Annotated in this window: 17 protein-coding genes; 10 read left to right on the top strand and 7 right to left on the bottom strand. The window is 67.6% G+C overall.

Translation table 11 applies throughout. The features are described from left to right. Positions 1 to 2 precede the first annotated feature (2 nt). The gene (locus AC3B6C_RS21875) at positions 3 to 1,487 is read right to left on the bottom strand and encodes a phospholipase D-like domain-containing protein (protein WP_488374122.1); all 1,485 of its coding nucleotides are present in this window, start codon (positions 1,485 to 1,487) and stop codon (positions 3 to 5) included. A gap of 109 nt (positions 1,488 to 1,596) precedes the next feature. Here AC3B6C_RS21875 and AC3B6C_RS21880 point away from each other — a divergent pair, with 109 nt between their 5' ends. The 5 genes from AC3B6C_RS21880 to AC3B6C_RS21900 all read left to right on the top strand — a co-directional run bounded on the left by AC3B6C_RS21880 (position 1,597) and on the right by AC3B6C_RS21900 (position 6,605). Further along, positions 1,597 to 2,256: a CHAP domain-containing protein gene (locus AC3B6C_RS21880; protein WP_488374123.1), complete on the top strand. Its 660-nt coding sequence runs from the start codon at positions 1,597 to 1,599 to the stop codon at positions 2,254 to 2,256. 5 nt (positions 2,257 to 2,261) lie between these two features. Beyond that, entirely contained in the window at positions 2,262 to 2,894 is a 633-nt protein-coding gene (locus AC3B6C_RS21885) for a DUF2461 domain-containing protein (RefSeq protein WP_014927228.1), read from the top strand. 266 nt (positions 2,895 to 3,160) lie between these two features. Then, positions 3,161 to 4,156 (top strand): antibiotic biosynthesis monooxygenase, encoded by a 996-nt coding sequence (locus AC3B6C_RS21890; protein ID WP_010842355.1) that lies wholly within the window; start codon positions 3,161 to 3,163, stop codon positions 4,154 to 4,156. 49 nt (positions 4,157 to 4,205) lie between these two features. Continuing rightward, positions 4,206 to 5,603, top strand: coding sequence for an amidohydrolase family protein (locus tag AC3B6C_RS21895; RefSeq protein WP_488374127.1), 1,398 nt, complete (start codon positions 4,206 to 4,208; stop codon positions 5,601 to 5,603). Between the two features lie 69 nt (positions 5,604 to 5,672). Then, on the top strand, positions 5,673 to 6,605 hold the full coding sequence (locus tag AC3B6C_RS21900; RefSeq protein ID WP_488374129.1) for an antibiotic biosynthesis monooxygenase: 933 nt from the start codon (positions 5,673 to 5,675) through the stop codon (positions 6,603 to 6,605). 7 nt (positions 6,606 to 6,612) lie between these two features. Here AC3B6C_RS21900 and AC3B6C_RS21905 read toward each other — a convergent pair whose 3' ends face one another. Then, positions 6,613 to 7,020 carry a YchJ family protein gene (locus tag AC3B6C_RS21905; protein ID WP_488374130.1) on the bottom strand — a complete coding sequence of 136 codons (408 nt, stop codon included), beginning with the start codon at positions 7,018 to 7,020 and terminating at the stop codon, positions 6,613 to 6,615. A gap of 95 nt (positions 7,021 to 7,115) precedes the next feature. On the opposite strand from AC3B6C_RS21905, the gene AC3B6C_RS21910 reads away from it, so the two are divergent. Continuing rightward, the gene (locus AC3B6C_RS21910) at positions 7,116 to 7,343 is read left to right on the top strand and encodes a dodecin (protein ID WP_010842351.1); all 228 of its coding nucleotides are present in this window, start codon (positions 7,116 to 7,118) and stop codon (positions 7,341 to 7,343) included. Between the two features lie 17 nt (positions 7,344 to 7,360). Here the strand turns inward: AC3B6C_RS21910 and AC3B6C_RS21915 are convergent, their stop codons facing one another. Beyond that, positions 7,361 to 8,248 (bottom strand): alpha/beta fold hydrolase, encoded by an 888-nt coding sequence (locus AC3B6C_RS21915; protein ID WP_488374133.1) that lies wholly within the window; start codon positions 8,246 to 8,248, stop codon positions 7,361 to 7,363. Positions 8,249 to 8,326: 78 nt separating this feature from the next. Between AC3B6C_RS21915 and AC3B6C_RS21920 the strand changes: the two genes are divergently transcribed. From AC3B6C_RS21920 to AC3B6C_RS21935, 4 genes are all read left to right on the top strand, one after another. Beyond that, a complete protein-coding gene (locus tag AC3B6C_RS21920) occupies positions 8,327 to 8,929 on the top strand; it encodes a TetR/AcrR family transcriptional regulator (protein ID WP_488374135.1) in 603 nt (200 codons plus the stop codon). Between the two features lie 128 nt (positions 8,930 to 9,057). Next, entirely contained in the window at positions 9,058 to 10,467 is a 1,410-nt protein-coding gene (locus AC3B6C_RS21925) for an ethanolamine ammonia-lyase subunit EutB (protein ID WP_010842348.1), read from the top strand. Continuing rightward, complete coding sequence (gene eutC / locus AC3B6C_RS21930; protein WP_488374140.1) at positions 10,464 to 11,270, top strand: ethanolamine ammonia-lyase subunit EutC; 807 nt, start codon at positions 10,464 to 10,466, stop codon at positions 11,268 to 11,270. Before AC3B6C_RS21925 ends, eutC begins: the two co-directional genes overlap by 4 nt. Positions 11,271 to 11,750: 480 nt before the next feature. Further along, the gene (locus tag AC3B6C_RS21935) at positions 11,751 to 12,800 is read left to right on the top strand and encodes an IS110 family RNA-guided transposase (RefSeq protein WP_488374144.1); all 1,050 of its coding nucleotides are present in this window, start codon (positions 11,751 to 11,753) and stop codon (positions 12,798 to 12,800) included. Between the two features lie 120 nt (positions 12,801 to 12,920). Here the strand turns inward: AC3B6C_RS21935 and AC3B6C_RS21940 are convergent, their stop codons facing one another. The 4 genes from AC3B6C_RS21940 to AC3B6C_RS21955 form a co-directional block, all read right to left on the bottom strand. After that, the gene (locus tag AC3B6C_RS21940) at positions 12,921 to 13,229 is read right to left on the bottom strand and encodes an SHOCT domain-containing protein (protein WP_010842346.1); all 309 of its coding nucleotides are present in this window, start codon (positions 13,227 to 13,229) and stop codon (positions 12,921 to 12,923) included. A gap of 42 nt (positions 13,230 to 13,271) precedes the next feature. Next, positions 13,272 to 13,742 (bottom strand): DUF6325 family protein, encoded by a 471-nt coding sequence (locus AC3B6C_RS21945; protein ID WP_488374146.1) that lies wholly within the window; start codon positions 13,740 to 13,742, stop codon positions 13,272 to 13,274. Between the two features lie 55 nt (positions 13,743 to 13,797). Further along, the gene (locus AC3B6C_RS21950) at positions 13,798 to 15,627 is read right to left on the bottom strand and encodes an AMP-dependent synthetase/ligase (protein WP_488374147.1); all 1,830 of its coding nucleotides are present in this window, start codon (positions 15,625 to 15,627) and stop codon (positions 13,798 to 13,800) included. A gap of 108 nt (positions 15,628 to 15,735) precedes the next feature. Beyond that, positions 15,736 to 17,721, bottom strand: coding sequence for an ABC transporter ATP-binding protein/permease (locus AC3B6C_RS21955; RefSeq protein WP_488374150.1), 1,986 nt, complete (start codon positions 17,719 to 17,721; stop codon positions 15,736 to 15,738). Positions 17,722 to 17,878 lie beyond the last annotated feature (157 nt).

Genomic DNA, 17,878 nt, shown 5'->3' on the forward strand with positions numbered 1-17,878 from the left:
GATCAGCGGCGCAACAGGTTCCGAGTGCCGCGCCGGATGACCGCGCGATAGAGCCGGTCGATCGTGCCGACTCTCGCGTCCTCGGGGTCGACGAGTTCGTTCTCCGCGATGAGGGACTGCTCGCCGTCGATCGTCTCGCGATCGAACGCCTCGAGTGTCCGCCCCGGCCCGGTCAGCCGATCGACTGCGCGCACGAGTGAATCTTCCTGTGCCACAGCATCGTCGAACACCTGGCCGTCGACGCCCAGATGTTCGGACAACAAGCGCGTACGCATGGACAGAATGGTCTCCCGCAGGTTCCCGTCCGCCGGATCACGCGGATCGGCCTCGATGGCGACGTCGCACTCACTGTCGAATCCCAGCGACCGGTTGTTGAGGTTCGACGATCCGATGCGCAGGAGGACGTCGTCGACGATCAGCACCTTGGCGTGCACGTAGATCGGGTCACCGTCGGCGGTCACCGGGTAGTACGCGCGGAACCGGTCGTATTTGTCGGCGCGCCACAGGAGTTGCAGGAGCTTGTGCCGCGCGCCGTCCATGGCGAGTCGTTCCACCGGGCTGTCCGCGTTCCGGGGCAGCACCAGGACGATCTCGGGCCCCTCGGGCTCGGCCAGACGTTCCGCCAGCGCATCCGCGACCTCCCGGGCCGCCAGGTACTGGCTCTCGATGTAGATGGTGCGGCGTGCCGCGGCGAAAGCAGCGCGGTACAAGAGCCGGATCTCCTCGACCTGGGGCCGGTTGTCGTACTGCGGGATCGTCCGCGCCACCGCGACGTCGCAGTCGGTGAACGTGACGTCGAGATCCGTCGGCCAGATGTCGGGGCCGTCGGTGTCGACGAGGGGCTTGAGGCATTCGCCCGTGGCGGCTTCCCAGCGGTCGAGCGCGACGGAGGCGACCACGCGTGCGGCGTCACCGTCGAGGGCGACGGTGACATCGTGCCACGGACCGTGCGGTCGGCCGTCGGGGTCTCGACGGAACTCGTTGTGTGACAGGTGTTCCGACGTGTCCCAGCGGTTGACGGTCATGTCGATGCCGCCGCAGAAGGCGAACTGGTCGTCGATCACCGCGATCTTCTGGTGATGGGCGGCGGAGACGGGGTGCGCGGCGTCGATCCGGTAGTGCAGCCGGCGACCGGTGAGCAGGTCCTGGACGAAGGGCGGCGCGACTCCGCGCAGGATTCCGGTGAACGCGCCGGTACTCCAGCGCAGGACATGGATCTCCAGTTCCGGGCGGTTGTCGATGAGCCACCGCAGGAAGTCACCGAGCACGTCCGGGACCTCGTCGTCGGCGGTACGGGGGTCGAGCCTGATGCGGGTGTCCACGTCCCAGCCGATGAGGACGATGCGCCGCCGCGCCTGCATGAGGGCCGACTTCGCATGCAGGAAATAGTCCGCGGCGTCGACGATGCACGCGACGCGATCCGCGGTCGCGATCTCCCGGCACGTGTCCCCCGCACGCAGGATCGGCTCGTGAGCTGACTCGTCCACCGCGTTCTCTCCTTGGATCGCCTTGCGCCCCCCGACCGGCGTCCCATTGTGCCAAGACCGCGTGCGGCCCCTGCGGGCGAGGCCGGGTCGGGTCCGGGCGGCGCGAACGATGCCTACACTCGTCGAGGTGAGCGCCGACCCGACTGCTGACCGACCCGCGGGTGCCGCTGCGCGCACACGCCCGGTACGTCGGCGGGGTCGGCGGACCGCGATCGCCGCGGCGCTGGTCGCAGTCGTCGTCGCCGGCGCTGGCCTGGTCGCGTGGCACGCCGTGCCCGAACGCTGGTTGCCCTGGGACACCGCCGAATTTCCGCAGGTCGACGCATCGGAACTCACACCGGGTCAGCTGCGGATCGTCGAAGCGGTGCGGCGCGAACACGCCGCCCAGCGACCGGGAACGTTCTTCTCCGAGGGCGCCGACGAGCCGTGGTGTGCGAACTTCGTGAGCTGGATCATGCGGGCGGCGGGCAGTCCGCTGGCCAACCCACACTCGGGTCACTGGCGCATCCCCGGCGTGTACACGCTGCAGGAGTACTACGAGGCCGCCGGCCGCTTCGAAGCCGTCGGCGACCGCGCCCCCCGGGTGGGTGATGTCGTGCTCTACGACCGGTCGTCGGGCTTCGGCCAACACACCAACATCGTCGTGGCAGTCGACGGTGAGACCGCCGTCACCGTGGGCGGCAACGAGATGGGCCGCATCCGCATCCACTCGCTGGACTGGCGATCCGACGGCGGTGTCGTCGGATTCGGTCGCGGTGTTCCCGGGTGACGGCGATGGACTTCACCGGGTTCCCGGAAGCCGCACTCGACTTCTACGACGATCTGGAGATCGACAACTCCAAGGTGTTCTGGGAAGACCACAAGGACGTCTACCGTTCCGCGGTCGCCGAGCCCATGAGGGCACTGACCGACGCGCTGGCCGACGAGTTCGGCCCGGCCAAGATCTTCCGGCCACATCGCGATGTCCGATTCTCGAAGGACAAAGCGCCGTACAAGACCCATCAGGGCGCGTTCGTCGCGGTGGCTCCGGCCACCGGTTACTACGTCCAGATCGGAGCGCCGGGTGTCCGCGTGGGCGCCGGCTTCTACGAGGCCACTCCGGCCCGGCTCGCCGAGTTGCGCAAGTCCATCGACCACGACCGGAGCGGGCCCGAGCTCGAACGCCTCCTGCGGCGGCTCACCACCGACGGCTGGGAGATCGCCGGGGACCGGCTCAAGACCGCGCCCCGCGGATACGACGTCGACCACCCGCGCATCGAACTGCTCCGCCACCGATCGCTGTCGGTGGGCCGGGACTACGGATTCGACGAGATCATCCATTCGGCGGCACTCGTCGATCGCATACGCCGGGACTGGCGCGCGACGGTGCCCCTGGTCGAATGGATCGCGGTGCGGACCGGCAGCTGACCCCCGAGATCGCACCGGTCCGCCCGGACCAATTCACGACGAGTTCTCCGATTCGGCGCGCGCTCAGGGACGGCGCGGGGTGATACTGGCGCCGACCGCGTCCGAGATCACACCCGAGCATCCCGACGACGCGTCGGCGGGAAACGCGGACCCACCCGGATCGCGTGGTCGTCGAGAGTTCCTGTCCCGCATCTTCTTTCCCGATGCCTGCCGGCGCAACCCCCCACGTGTGGTGCAGATCCGGGACACTTCGCACCGGAGGACCCATGACCAACGAGATCTCCCGTCCCGAGACGGGGCGGAAGTCCGGAGCTGCCGAAGGTGCCGCAACCCTCGTCATCGGGCAACGCGTCCACGCTGGTATGGAAAGCCGCTACCGCGAGTGGTACGGGAAGATCGAGACCGCGGCCACCCGCTTCCCCGGATACGTCGGGTCGAAGCTTCGGGCCCCCGATCCCAGCCACCCGGACTGGACGGCCATCTACGGGTTCGACTCGGTCAGTCACCTGCAGGACTGGCTCAACAGCGCCGTCCGGCTCGACCTCGTCGACGAGGGCAAACCCCTCTTCGACGGTCCGGCCACCGCCCGCGTGCTGGCGCCGGGTACCGCAGAGCCGGAGACCCTGGTCACCGTCGTGGTCTCGCACCGGGTCGCCGACGCCAAGGTCGACGACTTCCTGGCATGGCAACGGCAGGTCGACGCCGCCGAGAACCGCTTTCCGGGGTTCCGCGGTACCGAGCTGTTCCGGCCGATCGCCGGCGTCCAAGAGGAGTGGACGATCTCCTACCGCTTCGACACCGCCGAGCACCTCGACGCCTGGCTGACGTCCGGCGAGCGAGCCCGACTCCTGGCCGAGGCCGACGACTTCGGTGAGTTCACGCTGCGCCGGATCGACCACTCCTTCGGCAACTGGTTCTCCCACGGCGACGACGACGCGCCACCGCCGTCGAATGTCAAGACTTCCGTGGCGGTCTGGGTCGGCCTCTACCCCACGGTGGTGTTCCTCACCCTGATGACCGCACCGCTGGGGATGCCGCTCTGGCTGGGCATGCTGGTCGGAAACCTGTTGTCCAGCTTCGCGATGAGTTATCTCACGATGCCCTACTACGTGAATCGGGTGCTGGGGTGGTGGCTGCATCCACGACCGGGAGCGCCCCAACCTCGGACGAACATCCGGGGCGCGTTGTTCATCCTCGCGCTGAACGCGGCCTGGGTCGCGATCTTCTACCTGATCACGGTCCAGGTCTGGACACTGCCGTGAGTCTCGCCGTGACAGCACCGACCGCACGCACACCAACCGAGGAGCATCGATGACCGAGATCGTCCACTACGGACACATCTTCCATCTGGCCGGCAGTCCCGCCATCACCGAGGCGGTCGACGCGTTGGTGTCGATACCCGACGGAGCGCTGGTCGTCGGCGACGACGGCACGATCAAGTTCGCCGGTGAAAAGGCCGACCTCCCGGACGAATTCGCGTCGGCCGAGTCGCACGACCATCCGAGCGGATACCTCATACCGGGTTTCGTCGACACCCACATCCACTTCCCGCAGACCTACGCCGGCGACTCCTATGGCGGCGGACAGCTGCTCGAGTGGCTCAACCTCTGCATCTTCCCGTCCGAATCGAAATTCGCCGACCCCGAGTTCGCCCAGGCCGCGGCGGTCGAGTTCACCAGACGACGGGTCGCCGCGGGTACGACGGCGATGATGGTGTTCGGTTCCGCCTTCCCCCACGCCCAGGATTCCCTGTTCTCCGAGACCCGCAAGGCAGGCCTGCGGATCGTCGCCGGCCGCGGTATCCAGACCGTCGGTGGTGACACCGCCAAGCCGCTGTTGACCTCGGAGGAAGAGGCCATCCGCCTCACCCGGGCCGAGATCGACAAGTGGCACGCGGCCGACACCGGCGACTACCGGACCGCGCTGCTCCACGTCGCGATCGTGCCGCGGTTCTCGCTGTCGGTGACCACCGAGACGCTGAAGAATCTCGGCGATCTGTACGACGAGTACCGCGACCAGGGCGTCTACGTCCACAGCCACCTCAACGAGAACAACCGCCCCGGCACCGGCGAGGTCGACACCACCAAGGAGGTCTACCAGGTCGACTCCTACCTCGACACCTACGACGGCAAGTTCCTGCCCGGATCCGAGGTCGGCGGCAAGAGTCTGCTCGGTCCGCGCACCATCCTCGCGCACTGCGTCCACTGCCAGGATGCGGAACTGGCGCGGATGGCCGAGACCGGCACCTCGATCTCGCACTGTCCGGTGTCCCAGTTGTTCCTCGGGTCGGGGACGATGCCGTGGAAGCGCACCGTGGCGGCGGGCGTGAACATCTCCGCCGGAACCGATTTCGGCGGCGGCGATGAATGGCTGATCCCGCGCGTCCTCGGTGACGCCTTCAAACAGCACATCACCGAACCCGGAGATGCGGGGGTCTCGATGCACCCGGCCGAGATGCTGTTCATCGGGACCGTCGGCGGGGCCCGCGCCCTCGACATGGAGAACCGCTTCGGAAACTTCGATCAGGGAAAGGAAGCCGACTTCCTCGTCATCGAACCCGTGGAGGCCCTGAAGTCCACACTGGACAACGCCGTACGCTCCGACGATCCCGATCTCGCCCGCGACCAGACCCTGTTCGGCCTGCTGATGGGCCTTCGCGAGGCGTCCATCGCCGAGGTCTGGGTCCAGGGGCGTCGGGTCACCGTCTGACCGGCGGACACGACGATCGTCACCAACCACGACGCCGCCGGCGACGCAGCCGGCACCGCGATCATCGCGGTGTCGGTGTTCCACGCCGGCCCAGCCGATGACTTCGCACAGTGGGCCGCGACGCTGGCCGCCTCGGCCACCGACTCCGGAGGCTGCCTGGGAACCGCGATCTCGGCGGTGACCGACGGGCACTTCGATCCGGCGGTCGCGACCACGTTCGTCGACGAGGACGCCCTGGACCGGTGGCTCGACGGTCCGCACCACCGCGCGGCGCTGGACGCCGGACGCGCGCACGGCTGGTTACCGGCGACGCCCGTACTCGAGCTCGTCGACGGCCGGGCGCCGCCGCCGGGTGTCGGCGCCTTCCGGCATGACATCGTCGCGGGCGCGGTCGGCGACTTCGTCGCGGCGCAACACGTGTTGACCGACGCGGCAAGCGGCTTCGGCGGCTACGAGGGCACGGCGCTGTTCATCGACGAACAGCGAGAGACGTCGCTGTCGGTGTTGCGGTTCCGCACGGACCGTCAGCTGGCGGCCTGGGTGTCGTCGAGCCGACGCGGCGAAGCGCTCGCCGGGCTGCGTTCGAGTCTGACCCACGACTTCGAGACGATGGCGAGCACGACGGCATTCGGCACCACCGTGCGCACCGACCGCGGCCGAATCCTGCAGACGCCGAACTGGAAGTCGGCGATGATGGTGCTGTTGGTGCTGTACCCCACGGTGATGACACTCTCGAGATTTCTCGGCCCCACCCTGGACCGCTTCGGCGCCCAGCCGTGGCTGGCGTTGTGGCTGAGTCAGGTCGTCAGCGTCTCTCTCATGCAATGGTGGCTGATGCCGTGGGCGTCACGCCCGTTCCGGCGATGGCTCGATCCGGTCGACGGGAACAACCGGCGGAGCAACATCGCGGGGGCGGGAGCGGTCCTGCTCATCTATCTGCTGTGTCTGACGGTGTTCGCCAACGTGACGTGGCTGCAGTTCTGGGACTACGCCGACTCCTGAGTCGTACTCACCCGACGACCCCGTCCACGTAGACCCAGCGGCCCTCCGATCGCGTGAAACGACTGCGCTCGTGCAGGGATCCCCGTTCCGCGCCGCGTCGGTGATACGCGGTGAACGTGACCTCACCCTCGGTGTCGAACGGTGACCCACCGACGCTCGACTCGACGTCCAGGCGATACCAGTGCATCGACTCGTCCAGGTCGAGCGCGGCGGGACGGGTGTCGGGGTGCCAGCTGGCGAGTAGGTGATTCCGATCTCCGAGCGCGAAAGCGGTGAAACGCGAGCGCATCAACGCCTCGGCGGTCGGTGCGGCACGCTCACCGGCGAGAACGGGTCCGCAGCAGTCGTCGAGCACGAGACCGGACAGACACGGGCACCTCGCGGGGACGTCTCGGTTTGCCGGTTTGCTGGTCACCTCTCGATCTTAGGGGTAGACAGGAGGAGCGGTCGTCCGCGCCGCGGACCCACCGCGCCCCCTGCCCGTAGGTTCTCATGATTGGAGCGACTCCCTTGTCGGACAACGTGTATCGAGTCATCGAAGTGGTCGGGTCCTCGGCCTCTGGCACCGACGACGCCATCCGTAACGCGATCGCCCGTGCCTCTGCGACGGTCAGTCACCTCGACTGGTTCGAGGTGACCGAGACCCGCGGCCACATCGAAGACGGTCAGATCGCGCACTTCCAGGTCACGCTGAAGGTCGGTTTCAAGATCGAGGGCTCCGGCGACGCGACACCGTGATCGTCAGGGCGCGTTCCTCACGACGCGGGTCTCGCGTCGGCGAGGAACGCGCCGATCTCGGCGGCGACGGTCTGCGGGTCGTCGAGCATGGGCAGGACCGCCGCGCCCGGCATCGGCACGTAACGCCCGCGCGGTAGGAGTTCGGCGAGCCGCGGCCCGTGGGCGGGTGGCATCACTCGGTTGTCGGGCGACCACAGCACGAGAGCTTCGCCCTCGAAGCCGGACAGCGCCTCGGTGCGGCGGATGAGTTCGGCGGCATCGAAATCCGTGGTCGCATACTTCGTGACATCCCGGCGTATCCGGGGATCGGTGAGCACCGGATCCGTCCAGCGCCGCATCTGGGCCGGGTCGACCGGGCCGTTCACCATCCAGCCCCAGAGCATGGGCAGCCGCCGCAACCATCCGATGCGCAACTGGCGTGCGGCAAGGGTGATCCCGCCGGGCAGGCGCACCGCGAGCGTCGCCATCTTCCCCGGCAGACCCGGTGGGAAGTTGTCGAACGCCTCGCACGGGAGAACGATCATCCGCCCGATTCGCCGGTCGAGGCCGAGTGCGGTCAGGAAAAGTGCGCCACCCCAGTCCGAATGCACGAGAGTCACCTCGTCGAGGTCGAGCGCGTCGAGTACATCGGCGACGAGCCGAACCATGCCGTCCAGCGTCAGGTCGGCACCGGCGGCGAGGGGAATCCGATGCGACCCCAGCGGCAGGACCGGCCGGATGTACCGAAACCCGCTGGGCAACAACGGGACCACCGCATCCCACACTTCGTGGTCCATCAACAGGCCGTGGAGCAACACGACCGGCGCGCCGACGCCGTCGTCCGCGTACTCGATGACTCCGGCCGGCGTGTCGACCCGCCGCATCGTCGTCGACCGATCCACTCTCGCCTGGTCGTGGTGTTCCATGTCGATCTCCTTGGATCGGATACCCGAGCACGTGGTCTGGAGCTTCTAGAACGATCACTCTAGAACAGATGCTCTAGAATGGCGAGGGTGAAGACGGACGAACGCATCGTGGTCGCGATGACCGAGCTACTCCGCAGGCAGGGTTATGCCGCGACCGGGATCAAACAGGTCGTCGACGCGGCCGGCGCCCCGATCGGGTCCATCTATCACCACTTCAGAGGCGGCAAGCGGGACGTCGCGGCCGCCGCGCTGCGTCAGTCCGGTGCGGCGTATGGCGAGCTCGTCGGGATGCTGCTCGCCCCATATGACGACATCGCCGACGGCATCGAGGCGGCCTTCGTCGCCGCAGCCGACACCATCGCCGAGAGCGGATGGCTCAACATGTGTCCCGTCGCGACCGTCGCCGGTGAGGTCGCCGACACGGAGCCGGCACTCCGGGCGGTGGCCGCAGAGGTGATGGACGCCTGGGTGGACCAGGGCACCGCGCTGTACCGAACACACGGGTTGCCCGAGCCGGAGGCGCGAACGCTGATCCTCGCCGTCATCGCCTCCCTCGAGGGCGCTTTCATCTTCGCTCGGACGCAGCGGTCGACGGCTCCGATCCTCGCTGCCGGACGCGCGATGGGCGGCTACGCGCGGGCGCTGACGGCCGACCCGGAGAACAGCGGAGCTCCCGCCTGACCCGCCGCGTCATCCGGCCCGTGCGACGCCCGGGACGGTCCCGCATTCGGCATGCGGCTTCGCGGAACCGAACCTAGACTTCGGGGGACCATGACGCGCGACCACTCCCCTTCCGCCCGGGGCATCCGATGAGATACACCCAGACGATCGCCGGCACGACCCATGAGTTCGACGGCCTCGTCGAGCTCATGGCCAAGGCGACCCCACGCCGGTCCGGCGACGAGCTCGCCGGCTGCGCTGCGGACTCCGATGCCGAACGGGCAGCTGCCGCATGGCAACTCGCCGACGTACCGCTCAGCAGATTCCTCGACGAGGCGCTGGTGCCCTACGAATCCGACGAGGTGACCCGGCTCATCGTCGACACCCACGACCGGACCGCGTTCGCCGAGATCGCCCATCTGACCGTCGGCGGTTTCCGGGACTGGCTGCTGGAGATCGCGACCCGGTCCGACGCCGGTGAACGTCTCGCCCGCGTCGGCCCCGGCCTCACGCCGGAGATGGTGGCGGCCGCGTCGAAGATCATGCGGAACCAGGACCTGATCCTGGTCGCCGCGGCGGCGAGGGTCACCTCGGCGTTTCGCACCACCATCGGCCTGCCCGGCCGGATCGCGACGCGGCTGCAGCCCAACCACCCCACCGACGACCCGCGGGGCATCGCCGCGGCCACCCTCGACGGCCTGCTCATGGGGTGTGGCGACGCGGTCATCGGGATCAACCCGGCGTCGGACTCACCGCGCGCGACGGCCGAACTCCTGCACATGCTCGACGACATCCGGCAGCGCTTCGAGATCCCGATGCAGTCCTGCGTTCTGTCACATGTCACGACCACCGTCGACCTCATCGAACAGGGGGTGCCCGTCGACCTCGTGTTCCAGTCGATCGCGGGCACCGAGGGTGCCAACAAGGGATTCGGCGTGACGCTGGACATCCTGCGCGACGCCGACGAGGCGGGACGGTCACTGCGCCGCGGGACCGTCGGCGACAACGTGATGTATCTGGAAACCGGTCAGGGATCGGCACTCTCGGCCGGCGCGCACCTCGGGACCGGTGGCAAACCGGTCGACCAGCAGACCCTGGAGACCCGCGCGTACGCGGTGGCACGAGTGCTGAACCCGTTGCTGATCAACACCGTCGTCGGGTTCATCGGTCCCGAGTACCTCTACGACGGCAAGCAGATCATCCGCGCCGGCCTCGAAGATCACTTCTGCGGCAAGCTACTCGGGCTGCCGATGGGTGTCGACGTCTGCTACACCAATCACGCCGAGGCCGACCAGGACGACATGGACACCCTGCTCACGCTGCTCGGCGTCGCCGGTGCCGCATTCGTCATCGCCGTTCCCGGAGCAGACGACGTCATGCTCGGCTATCAGAGTCTGTCGTTCCATGACGCGCTCTACGTCCGTGCCGCACTCGGACTGCGGCCGGCCCCCGAGTTCGAATCCTGGCTCGCGCGACTCGGCATGACCGACGGCGCCGGACGCATCCTGCCGGTGGATCCGGGCGAGTCCCCCCTCCTGCCGCTGACGGCCGGACGATGACGCCGGCCCGGCCCGCACCCGCGGACGATCAGGCTCCGCAGCCCGACCCCTGGACCGAACTCCGCCGGAGCACGCAGGCGCGGATCGGCCTCGGACGTGCCGGCAATTCGCTCCCGTCGCGGCGGGTCCTCGAATTTCAGGCCGCTCATGCCGCCGCCCGCGACGCGGTACACGAGCCGCTCGACGTCGAGGGGTTCGCGCGCTCGATCGGCGAACTCGACCTCGATCCCCCGGTCACGGTCACCAGTCGCGCGGCGACACGCAGCGAATACCTGCGCCGGCCCGACCTGGGTCGGCTGCCCGAGGATCTGTCGCAGGTCCCACGGGTCGACGCCGAAATCGGCATCGTGCTGGCCGACGGACTGTCACCCCGGGCGCTCGCCGATCACGGCCACGGTCTCCTCGCGGCCCTCCTCCGCCGGCTCGACGGCCGGTACTCCATCGCCCCGCCGGTCATCGCGACCGAGGCTCGCGTCGCACTCGGCGACCACATCGGCGAGGCCCTCGGCGTCACCACCCTCATCGTGATCATCGGTGAGCGACCTGGCCTCTCGGTCGCCGACAGCCTGGGGATCTACCTCACGCACCTGCCCCGACCGGGACGTGCCGACTCCGATCGGAACTGCATCTCCAACATCCACCCGCCCGACGGATTGCACTACGACGTCGCCGCGGCCACGACCGCCGCACTCATCGACGGCGCCCGACGACTCGGACGGTCCGGCATCGCTCTGAAGGACATGTCGCACAACGGAACACCCGACGCCATCGACGACGCAGAAGTGCTCCCGCACGAGTCGTGAGAGTGGCTGCGGTACCAGCTGCTCGCTAATCCGAAAGAACCACAGACCCGATGGCCGGCCCTGCTCCCTGAGGAGCGCCCGGAGCTTGCGGAGGGCGCGTCACGAAGGGTCTGGCAACCGAGGCTGCGAAACCCTTCGTGACGCTCGCAAGCTCGCTCCTCAGGGAGCGGGGGGCTTTCGTGGTCCACGACGGCCGCCAGGCCGCAGATACTGAGGTGCGAGCGAAGCGAGCCACCTTTCGCTCCCTTCAGTGTCAGGGTTGTGGGGCCACGTGAGTGGTGATTGGGTTTCGTCCACCAGGTGTTTGGCTCTCTTGCTCCCTGCCACCCCTGCGGGGTTGGTGTTGCCTCATCGTGCCGACATCTGGTGTGACGGACCGGCCGGCGTGACTTGATAGGAGCGTGGCAGCGCCCCTCCACTGAAGTATGTCCACCGACCGGCCCGACTGTCCGCCCACCCTGTGACAGGAAGGCAAGCTCCATGATCGTCATCGGTGCTGATGTTCACAAGCGCTCCCACACTTTTGTCGCCGTCGATGACGTCGGCCGCAAACTCGGATCCACGGTCGTAGCCACAACGACCGCCGGTCATCTCACGGCACTGCGCTGGGCCCACGATAGGTTCGGTCATGAACTGCTCTGGGCCATCGAGGACTGCCGCAATATGTCCGCACGCCTCGAACGCGATCTACTCGGCGCCCACCAGAAGGTCGTGCGGGTCACCCCGCGGTTGATGGCCGAACACCGTCGCACCGGTCGTGAACGCGGTAAGTCCGATCCCATCGACGCGTTGGCTGTGGCGCGGGCCGCCGCCCGTGAACCTGATCTGCCGGTGGCCTCCCACGATGAGGTGTCCTATGAGGCCAAGGCGTTGGTGGACTATCGGGAAACCCTTGTGCGGGACCGCACGTCGAAGATCAACCGGGTGTTGTGGCGGGTGCATCAACTCGACCCCGAATACCACATTCCTCGGGGCGGGTTGACGCTGAACAAACACCAGAACAACCTTGCGGCGTGGCTGGTCGACCGCCCCGGGATCGATGCCCGACTGGCCCGCAACGAGGTCGCCGCGATCATCGCGTTGACCGCCGAGATCAAACAGGTCACCCGCGAGATCACCACCCTGGCGCGCGACGCCGTGCCGACGCTGCTGGCGATGCCCGGTTGCGCGGAACTGACCGCGGCGAAACTACTCGGCGAATCCGCCGGCATCACTCGCTTCGGTACCGAGGCGCATTTCGCCCGGAACGCCGGTGTCGCACCCGTGCCGGTGTGGTCAGCCAACCCCGGCCGCCACCGCCTGACCCGCTCAGGGAACAGACAGCTCAACGCCGCCCTGCACCGCATCGCTTTGACTCAAGCCCGCATGCCCGAGTCCCTCGGCCACACCTACTACCAACGCAAACGCGACGAAGGCAAAACCAAACGCGAAGCCATGCGCTGCCTCAAACGACGTCTGGCCCGCGTCGTCTACAACAACCTCACCCTCGACCACTACAACCGCACAACCCCACAACAAGACGCCGCTTGACATAGGAGCTATGAGGTGCGAGCGAAGCGAGCCACGAAGGGTTCCCGAGCGGCTGCTCACCAGGACCCTTCGTGGCTCGTCGCCAACGCTCCTCGCCACCTCAGGGAGCAGGGGCGCGCCTCAGGTACCGAGGATCTTGGCCTTCTGGGCGGCGAACTCGGCCTCGGTGAGAATGCCCTGCTGATAAAGCGCCCCGAGTTCCTTCAGCGCCGAGATCGTGTCCGTGGGGCTCGGGGCGGGCGCCTGCTGGGGTGGCTGCTGCGGCGGCTGGGAGTACTGCGGTTGGGAGTACTGCTGCTGTGACCGAGGGTCCTGGGCGCCTTGCTGCGCCCACTTGCTCGCCTGGCGTCGGGACACGCGATTGCTCACCGCCGTCGCGGTACCGGAGATGACGGCGGTACGGGCGACGCCGCGGAGAAGTCCTGGCATGTTCTGTCCTTTCGAGGTGTCAGATCGGTTGTCGACGGCGAGCTACGCGGTCGGTGCGGCCGGTGTCGCCTCGTCGACCAGATCGAGCTGTGCGAGCAGGGCATCCACCGGTATCCGGCCCGACGCGACGAGTCGTCCGCCGCCGTTGCGGACAGCGGTGGCGAACGGAGCGGCCCACGCGTTCTCCCAGACGAGGACGGCCGCGCTGGAGCCCGGATCGATGACGGTGGCCGCCTCCGCGAGGTCCGAGTCGTCGAGCAGCGAGGTCGCTGCCCCGTCGAAGATCGCGAACTCCGCTCCGAGCGAGTTGATCTCGAGCCGGGCGACGGTGCCGTCGGCGTCCTTGGTGATGAAGACGATGTCGATCAGCCGCACGACGCCTCGGTCGATGAGATCGATCAGATGCGGAAGCGCCTCGCCGGTCGGCTGCATGCCCGTCCACTCGACCACGATGTAGTCGATGGGTCCGAGTTCGCGATCTGCCGTCTGGTCGACACCTGCTTGGTCGTCCATTCCTTCTCCTCGTCTGTCTGGTTCCGGCGGTGAGACCGTCGTCGATCGACCCCGGTCACGACCGCAGGTCCACCACCGACCGTCCCGGTTGCGCCTCGTACAGCTCACCGATCTCGTTCGCATACTTTGTCGCAATCGGCTTGCGGCGCAACTTCATCGTCGGGGTGAGCTCGTCGCCGCCGGGATCCCAGGCGGTCGGCACGATGGTAAATCGCTTGACCTGTTCCACGCGGGACAGTGACCGATTCCCGGCACGAATTGCCACCGCCACCTCCTCGACCACGTCGGGGTGGCTGGACAATTCGGCCAGGTCGCCGCCGGACAGATCGAGTTTCTTGGCGCGCGCGTCCGCGGCATCCGGGTCGAGCACCACGAGCGCCGACACGAAGGGCCGGGCGTCGCCGATCGCGGCCACCTGACCGATCAGCGACGAGGCCGCCTTCATCGCGTTCTCGATATTGGTGGGCGACATGTTCTTACCGGACTCATTGATCATGAGTTCCTTCTTCCGGTCGACGATGGTGACGTTTCCGTCGTCGTCGATCGTCGCGATGTCGCCGGTCGACAACCACCCGTCGGCATCGATGGTCTCGGCGGTCTTGTCGGGTTGTTTGCGATAGCCACGCATCACCACCGGTCCACGGACGAGGAGCTCACCGTCGTCGGCGAGCCTCACCTCCACGCCACGCACCGGGGTGCCGACGGTGCCGATCCGCAGATTGTCGTTGGTCGTCATCGTCGAGACGCCGGTGGTCTCCGACATCCCCCACACCTCGAGGACCGGAATGCCCAGGCCCAGGAAGAATCTCAGGACCTCGGGCGGGATCGCGGCCGCGCCGGAACCGGCGAAGGAGACCTGGTCCAGCCCCAACGCGGTACGGACCTTGTGCAGCACCAGACGGTCGGCGAGACCGTAGGCGAGGCCACCCGATCCCTTGCCGTCGATCCGGGCCTGGGCTGCCGACGCCCCGGCGCGGAACGCCCAGCCCGCGAGTGCCTTCTTCACCGGACTGGACTCCTCGGCCAGCTTCGCCTCGATGCCGGCGCGGATCTTCTGCCACACCCGCGGCACCCCGAAGAAGAAGGTGGGATGCACGTCGGGAAGCGCTGCGGCGATCTCGCGCGGATCGGGCACGGTCGTGATCTGGATGCCGCGCATCATGTTCGCCGCATGCGAGGACACGCGGTCGGCGATGTGCGCCGCGGGCAGGTATGAGATGGCCCGGTCGTCGAACCCCGCCTGGACGATCTCGGCGAGCGCGGCCATCTCCGCGACGATGTTGCGATGGGTGATCTCGACGCCCTTGGGTGGGCCGGTGGTGCCCGAGGTGTAGATCAGCGTCGCCAGATCGTCGGGTTTGACCGCCTGCCACGACGCGGTGAAGTCGAAGCCCTCCGGCGCCGGCGTCTGTTCGACGTCGGCGAGTGAGATCGCGCCCGTCGCCACTCCGTCGACGACGACCGTGGTGGACACGGCCGTCGCCGCGGCCGTGAGCACCGGCAGGAACACCTGCTCGGTGACGACGACCGCGTTCTCCGCGTTTCCGAAGAGGTATTCGACCTGTTCGGGCGAACTCGTGTTGTAGATCGAGAACGGGACGGCCCCGAGATGGAGTGCGGCGGCGTCCACCAGGTGGAACTCGGGACGGTTCGTCAGCATGATCCCGATGGTGTCGCCGCGTGTGACGCCCAACGCCGCGAGTCCACCGGCGATGGCCTCGACCCGGCGGGCGTACTCCGCCCAGGTGATCTCCTGCAGCCCGCCGACGGTGCGGAGCGCGACGGCGTCCGGTCGCACGGTGACCGTCTGCTGGAACGCGGCGGGTAGCGTCGCGACGGCGACGCCGGTCTGATGGGGAAACGTGATGGTCTCTGCAGCGGTCATGAGAGTCCTCGACTTGCCGAAGTGATGTGTTGCACGTCACATTAGCGAGTGGAGGCAGGGGTCATGCACGGATCCGGCGATTGGTAACCGCTTGGCAAAAAACCCAGATCAGGACCGTTTGTCCAGCGAAGGACCGTTGGTCAGCGACTCGAGATTCCAGGCCCCGCCGCCGGTGAGTTCGAGCAGGTCCGTGTGATGCTGATCGGTGGTGCTCCGATGGCTGACCGATACCACGATCGTCTCCGGCAACTCCGACCGGATCAGCGAGTAGAGCGAGTACTCGAGACCCTCGTCGACCGCCGAGGTGGCCTCGTCCATGAACACCGCCTGTGGTCGTGTCAGCAGGATTCTGGCGAAGGCGACGCGCTGCTGCTCGCCCGGCGAGAGCACCTTGGCCCAGTCCTCCTCGTCGTGGAGCCGGCCGACGAGATGCGGGAGGAACACCTTCTCGAGCGCGACCTTGATGGCCTCGTCACCGACGTCGTCGGGCAGGGCCGGATAGGCGACCGCGGTCCGCAGGTCCCCCAGCGGGATGTAGGGCATCTGGGACAGGAACAGCGTGTGTTCACCTGGCGGCCTGGCGAACTCGCCGTCGATGAACGGCCACAGCCCGGCGAGCCCGCGGAGCAGCGTCGTCTTCCCCGAGCCCGACCGTCCCTTGACGACGAGCGCCGCGCCGGGCGCGAGGGACAGGTTCAGCGCGGTGATCAGGTCGTCGCCGCTGGGGGTCTTGACGTCGACATCGGACAGCGCGACGGCGCGTTCACGATCCACGGTCGTCACCTCCGGCATGACCCGCGAGCGCGCGTCGGCGTCGGCCAGACCGTCGAGACGGATGATCGACGCGCGCAGGGCCGTGAAGTCGTCGTACGAGTTCCGGAAGAACGACAGCGCATCGTGCATCTCACCGAATGCGGATGCTGTCTGGGTCATGTCACCGAGCTTGATCTGACCATCGAAGAACCGCGGCGCCTGCACGAGGTACGGGAACACCGCGGCCAGCTGCGACGCGCTGAAGTTCCAGCCGACGAACGCCAGCTGGACGTGGATGATCTGCCAGAAGTTCTTGACCACCGCGCGGAACCTGGTCATGAGGTTGGTGTGTTCGACGCGCTCGCCGTTGTAGAACGCGACGTTCTCGGCGCCGTCGCGGATACGGACGAGTGCATAACGGAAGTTCGCGGTGAGTCGCTCGCGCCAGAAGTTCAATCGGATCAGCGGGCGTCCGATCGCGAATGCGACCACGCTGGCGACGAGGACGTAGACCAGCACCAGCCACATCATCATTCGCGGGATCTCGACACCGAACAGGGTGACGGGACCGGACAGGTCCCACAGCACGATCGCGAACGACACGATCGAGGCAGACGCGGGTAGCACCCCGTTCGTCGACACACCGCCTCCGCCCCAGAACAGCGACGAGCCGACGGAAGCCAGATTGGTGATGTCGGCTTCGATACGTTGATCGGGGTTGTCGACGCCCGGGTGGATGTCAGTGGCCCGCCGCGCGGGTTCAGACTTGCCGCGCCCGAACCGTCTGCGCCGCAACAGTCCTGTGCTGAGGTCCACGAAACGGTTTCGGTAGAACGCGCGGCCGGCCATCCAGTCTGCGGTGGCACCCTCGGTCAGCCAGTAGCGCAGGCGGATGTCGAAAGCCGCACCCACGTAGATCTCGACCATCGTACGGACGACGTGGACCACGGCGAGGATGCCGAAGATCGCCATCGAATGCCAGAATGCGTCCTCACCGATCCGGAGCATCTCTGCCCCCTGCGGCCCACCCGCGGCGATACCCTCGGCCGCGGTCTGCAGAGACGTGTACAGATCGTTGCTCCAATAGCTGAAGAGGACGCTGAGGCGCACTCCCAACAGCGACAAGAGAGTGAGGGCGACGACCAACCCCCACGCCTTGACCCTGGTCTCCCGGTCGGTGAAGAACCCGCCGATCACCCGCCACAGCGGGGTGCCCCATTGGCTGAACCTCGCCAGGAGGTAGCCGATCACGAGAATGACCGCGGCCGAGATGGCGAACGCGATGGCCAACCATTTCAGACTGGCCCACACCTCGTTGCCCCAGTCGATGCTGTACTCCACGCACACTCCTCGCTACGGACGTCCCGACGGAGACCGGGTCGACATCCCCGGTCGATGTCATCGAGGTCCCGGCCGCCGCAACGGGTTCGGTGACTCCGATGATGATCCGGCGCAGTTTAACCCGCCGTTCACCCGGTGTCCGGGCAACCACGGCGAC

This window comes from Gordonia sp. 11cp, from assembly GCF_057767225.1.

Excerpts from the sequence above, each read along its gene's own strand:
- AC3B6C_RS21880 (WP_488374123.1), top strand. The coding sequence starts at position 1,597 with ATGCCTACACTCGTCGAGGTGAGCGCCGACCCGACTGCTGACCGACCC.
- AC3B6C_RS21885 (WP_014927228.1), top strand. The coding sequence starts at position 2,262 with ATGGACTTCACCGGGTTCCCGGAAGCCGCACTCGACTTCTACGACGAT.
- AC3B6C_RS21890 (WP_010842355.1), top strand. The coding sequence starts at position 3,161 with ATGACCAACGAGATCTCCCGTCCCGAGACGGGGCGGAAGTCCGGAGCT.
- AC3B6C_RS21895 (WP_488374127.1), top strand. The coding sequence starts at position 4,206 with ATGACCGAGATCGTCCACTACGGACACATCTTCCATCTGGCCGGCAGT.
- AC3B6C_RS21915 (WP_488374133.1), bottom strand. The coding sequence starts at position 8,248 with ATGGAACACCACGACCAGGCGAGAGTGGATCGGTCGACGACGATGCGG.
- AC3B6C_RS21920 (WP_488374135.1), top strand. The coding sequence starts at position 8,327 with ATGGCGAGGGTGAAGACGGACGAACGCATCGTGGTCGCGATGACCGAG.
- AC3B6C_RS21925 (WP_010842348.1), top strand. The coding sequence starts at position 9,058 with ATGAGATACACCCAGACGATCGCCGGCACGACCCATGAGTTCGACGGC.
- eutC (WP_488374140.1), top strand. The coding sequence starts at position 10,464 with ATGACGCCGGCCCGGCCCGCACCCGCGGACGATCAGGCTCCGCAGCCC.
- AC3B6C_RS21935 (WP_488374144.1), top strand. The coding sequence starts at position 11,751 with ATGATCGTCATCGGTGCTGATGTTCACAAGCGCTCCCACACTTTTGTC.
- AC3B6C_RS21940 (WP_010842346.1), bottom strand. The coding sequence starts at position 13,229 with ATGCCAGGACTTCTCCGCGGCGTCGCCCGTACCGCCGTCATCTCCGGT.
- AC3B6C_RS21945 (WP_488374146.1), bottom strand. The coding sequence starts at position 13,742 with ATGGACGACCAAGCAGGTGTCGACCAGACGGCAGATCGCGAACTCGGA.
- AC3B6C_RS21950 (WP_488374147.1), bottom strand. The coding sequence starts at position 15,627 with ATGACCGCTGCAGAGACCATCACGTTTCCCCATCAGACCGGCGTCGCC.